Source organism: Planktothrix sp. FACHB-1355, assembly GCF_014748295.1.
Classification (GTDB): domain Bacteria; phylum Cyanobacteriota; class Cyanobacteriia; order Cyanobacteriales; family Aerosakkonemataceae; genus Aerosakkonema; species Aerosakkonema funiforme_A.
On sequence record NZ_JACJUP010000523.1, the window covers coordinates 1 to 4462 of the forward strand.

Sequence of the window (4462 nt, forward strand, 5' to 3'; positions counted from 1 at the left end):
CTTCAGTGAGATGGTTTCCTTCCCATTCCCGTTCCAAGTCGTCGTGATGGGAAATCGCTGCGATTGTTTCAATCCAGCGCAGTGGGCGATCTTTTTCGCGCCACTGTCCCGCCAACTCCGCCGCCAGCAAAGCATGGGCGCGATGGTAAATCACTTCCCAACCATTCTCGTGTTGGTTAACAATCACAAACTTTTTTCCTTATTATTATCACTTTGACGTATTTATTACCATCGCGAAAATATAGCTGATATGTCTTCTATCGTTGGAGAGAGGCTAAGGTAAGAAGCGAGTGCGATCGGGCATAATTTTGCTGCCATACTTTGCCGGAACACTCAAGCATTTTACTCAGTCAATACAACTGCAAATCCTAAAATAATCTCTTGCCGAGCCTGGGTATACCGAGATTATATTGGAAACAGAGTGAAATTTTTTGATACTGAAAATACAGAGGCGGTAATGAAATCTTTTTACTTAGTATCGTTAGGGCTGGCAGCAAGCCTTACTGCCGTTATGTCCGCTGAAGTTTGGGCTGATGTATGGCGCACAACTCAGCGGATGGCTGGTTTTTCCACAGATAGTCTTTCATATATTTATTTAGAAAGTTCTAGAGATACGGGAGCGGGTATACCTAAAGCCGAAATGCAAATCGTAAATGTGCCTTCTAACTCCTGCGTTCCCAATGGCTGCATAGAAACTCAGTACGGTGAGTCTCAATCAGGAAAAACTACTAAAATGGCAGAGGATGACTTGCTTGCCAGGACTGGGAATTTACGGCGGAGGTTGAAGTTGGTTTCTCCTCATCTAGGTACAAAACTGAATATTATTTCCCGCTCTAATTCGCCGGATGGCAGCGAAACTGTTGTTGCCAGGTTAAACAACGGAAAAACTTTACAAATTCGGCTCGAACAAAAGCAAATTAAATCCACTTCGCAAGGTGGCACTGCCGAAAGGGATAAAGCCTCAATGAGTTTATTAATAACTTATAACAATCGGCAAAGGCGAATAGGTTCCCTTAACAATTACCGCGATTGGGTAATTTCTTATTCATTGCGAGAAGTCCGTTTGTCTCCTAACGGACGGAATGCGATCGTACTGCTGGATAAAACAGAACCGACTTTTGAGGGTGTATTGCAAACTACGCTCGTACAAGGTTTTCCTCTTTGAACTAATATTTATGGACACTCAGTTAGAATCATACGATTTAGTATTACAAGATGCTTGGCTAATCGATCCAAGCCAAGGGCTCAACGGTCATTTTGATATCGCTGTCAGTAACGGTAAAATTGCCGCCATTGCTGAGCGACTACCTGCCCACAAAGCTGAGCGGACAGTTAATGTTAAAAATCTGATTACCTGTCCGGGCTTTATAGACTTACATACTCATGTTTACGAGGGTATAACTAATTTTGGTTTGAATGCCGACGATGCTGGTATAAATTCAGGCGTCACTACAATTGTGGATCAAGGTAGTTGCGGTTCTTTTAACTTTGCAGGTTTTAAATCAAATGTTGTAGATAAGGCACAGACCGATGTACGTAGCTTTGTTTTAGTTAACCAAGGGGCAGAGCAAAAGTTCGGGAATGCGGGAGTTTATATTCAAAACCCCGCACTGGTAGATATAGAAACCCTTTTCCAACTAGCTGAAAAACATCCTCATATTGTGCGCGGTTTTAAACTGCATGGGGAATCCGGATCTATATCTCGATGGGGAATGGGCGTCCTTAAATTAGCCCGCGAGTTAGGGGATGAAACTAATTTACCTCTATATGTTCATACAGGAGAATTATTTCATGTTGATGAAGATTTTAGACCAAATCCAGAACACGTAATAGAAAAATTGCTTTCTTATATGAAAGCGGGCGACTTATTAGCTCACTGCTACAGTTGCAAACCAGATGGAGTGATGGGAAGGCATAATAAAGTGCCAGATTGCGTTCGGGAAGCAATGCAACGGGGGGTGCTTTTGGATTTGGGACATGGACTGAATTTTAGTTTGGCAATAGCCGATCGTATGATGAGTCAAGGAGTATTTCCCGATATTATTAGTAGTGATGTTCACGGAGATTTTGATACTCCTTATAATGATGCTGTGCTTGATTACAGTTTGTGCGGTGCCATCTCTAAACTGATGGCTTTAGGGTTAGAATTGGAGAGAGCGATCGCATCCGTCACAATCAACCCCGCCCGCGTCCTCAAAGCAGAACATGAGATTGGCACATTACGAATTGGTGCGATTGCCAATATCTCCATACTCGAATTAGTAGAAGGTGATTGGTTATTTGGCGATCGTTTAGGCAAGCAGTTGCTAGCAAAGCAAAGATTGCTGCCAGTTTGGGTTGTTCGTGCGGGAGAGCTTATTAAACCAAATCGTCGTTTGCTTCGGGATTTAAATTAACAGGAGTAGGGTGGGCATTGCCCACCTACACGACATCCTGTTGTTAACGGAAAAGGAAATTGCTGCTACTAACAGCACTTATTTGAATCCCTTGTATTAGAGCCACATCTTTGCCAGCAATACTAATCAGCACATCAGCACCATTTTGGCTGAGGGTAAGAGATCCAAAACTCGTTGCCCCCGGTACGCTGGATAAACTGATAGCATCAGTACCAGCTTTAAAATCGGCGATGATATTAACAGCAACGGGAAGTGCAGTATTTGCGATGCGAAATTCATCTATGCCATCACCACCAAAAAGGATATTGTTGCCATTACCAGCAAACAAAACATCGTTGCCATTATCGCCATACAACGTGCTATTAGTACCTCCGAAAAGAATGTCATCATCCTGACCGCCCCGCATCGTGCAATTAGCTGCGCCGGTGATATTATCTTTACCTTTGTTACCATTAACGATATTGCTAGCGCCAGCAACTATAACATCGTTGCCATTATCACCATAGATGATATCTTTGGTACCACCAGTCAAGTAGTCATCACCTTGACCGCCACGCAGCGTGTTGTTACCAGAACTACCAGCACCGCTAATCGAATCGTTACCTTTGTTGCCGTTAATCTCTTGATTGCCTTTGGCAGAAAGCACATCTGGCCCCATCCAAACAGCCCGGATCAGCTGACCGCCCTCGACGTAGTTGCCTTTCATAGTCGATCGATCTGTAATAGTGTGGGCCTGAACATTAAACATATAATTGTTTCTGCCAGACCCAATTTCGATAATCCCAGAAGTTTCCCATTCACCAGCTTTACTGGTGTTATTAAACTGAGAACCTGCGGCACTTTCGTTTAGTTCGGCAACTAAAGTAACTTTGTCAGTAGCGATATCGTAAGACCAAATGCCAGCATCCCGCGCCCTGGCAGACATCGCATCACCACCAAAGGAAGTTTCATCCTCACAAATCATAACTTTACCGTTGGTGGTGACGACAATATTGTCATAACTAACACCTGTATCCAAACTGCCGGTCATCACAAGTTCAAAGTTAGAAATTTTCCCAGCCGGATCGTTAGGATTGAGGCTAAAACGATATAGCTTGCCATAAGGATTTTCAGCTTCAGCAGGAGTATTTGCTTTTCCGCCAGCAGCTTTGTCGGTAGTACCTGTCGTCACGAAATAAAAAGTGCCCGGATTGTTGGGATCTTCGGCGAAATCTTCCAAACGGCGAAAGTTAGTTGTGCGTCCGCTAGTATTAACCCAGTTGTGCAGAACTGTGCCAGTTGGATCGAGAGCTACATCCTTGGGAATTAACGTCCATGTGGCTCCTAGTTTGACACCTTCAGCCATGATTTCGGCGTCTAATCCATCGACTTTTAAGGCATATAATTGCCCATCTTTGAAGCCGTTGGGATCTTGTGGAGTTTGCTGACCGACGAACATATAAAGTTCGCCGTCGGTGAAATCTTCTGTGCTAAATAACACCGTTTTATCGGAATTAGTAGCGCGATATTGGGAAGCAGCAACTACGTTTTCTTTAGCGTAGCGACCCAAACCGTCGATCGCTAATGCTACGCCGTCTGGAGATATTGCCCATCCCCGACTGGGAGACTCACCAGTTGTTGTATTACTCGTAGTTTCTTCTGGTGCAAAATAGATGGGGACTTCTTGACCGTTCGCATCAACAAACCCGTACTGAGCTAAATAAGCGGAACAAAAGCGGGTGAAACTCAAATTTTGACCTGTAGTGGCGTTTACGTAAGTGCCAGTTGAGGTGTTTAAGACGTATTGGCCAGTAGTATCTACTGCCTTCTCGATCAGGTTTTTACCGCCGATGATGTTCCAGTTTTTATCGAATACAAACAAGGATACTCTAGCTCCTTGAATTTTCCCAGATACAGTCGAAGAAATATCGGAAAAAAGGGGATTACCTTTACTATCAAGTGAGGCGATTTCGTGGTTTAAGAAGAGGTAATTGTAGTCTTTGGTTTCAAATACTCCCATACCATCTGGAATTCCAGTCATGGCGAAGGTTTTACCTGCTGCGACTCGAAAATTTCCCACCGTGCCC

At 43.9% G+C, this 4462-nt stretch carries 4 protein-coding genes; 2 read left to right on the forward strand and 2 right to left on the reverse strand.

Going from position 1 to position 4462, the window contains the following annotated elements; translation table 11 throughout:
• Positions 1-187, reverse strand: a 187-nt coding sequence (locus H6S82_RS19760) for a DUF3891 family protein (RefSeq protein ID WP_191056597.1), incomplete at its 3' end; no start/stop codon positions are given.
• 270 nt (positions 188-457) lie between these two features.
• Between H6S82_RS19760 and H6S82_RS19765 the strand changes: the two genes are divergently transcribed.
• Both H6S82_RS19765 and H6S82_RS19770 read left to right on the forward strand, forming a co-directional pair.
• Positions 458-1165, forward strand: coding sequence for a DUF2259 domain-containing protein (locus H6S82_RS19765; protein WP_190463085.1), 708 nt, complete (start codon positions 458-460; stop codon positions 1163-1165).
• A 10-nt stretch (positions 1166-1175) separates the two neighbouring features.
• A complete protein-coding gene (locus H6S82_RS19770) occupies positions 1176-2396 on the forward strand; it encodes an amidohydrolase/deacetylase family metallohydrolase (protein ID WP_190463088.1) in 1221 nt (406 codons plus the stop codon).
• 43 nt (positions 2397-2439) lie between these two features.
• Here the strand turns inward: H6S82_RS19770 and H6S82_RS19775 are convergent.
• On the reverse strand, positions 2440-4462 hold a 2023-nt coding region (locus H6S82_RS19775), incomplete at its 5' end, for an alkaline phosphatase PhoX (protein ID WP_191056598.1).

What these genes read in the sequence shown, in the direction of transcription:
- H6S82_RS19765 (WP_190463085.1), top strand. Translation starts at nt 458, where the DNA reads ATGAAATCTTTTTACTTAGTATCGTTAGGGCTGGCAGCAAGCCTTACT.
- H6S82_RS19770 (WP_190463088.1), top strand. Translation starts at nt 1,176, where the DNA reads ATGGACACTCAGTTAGAATCATACGATTTAGTATTACAAGATGCTTGG.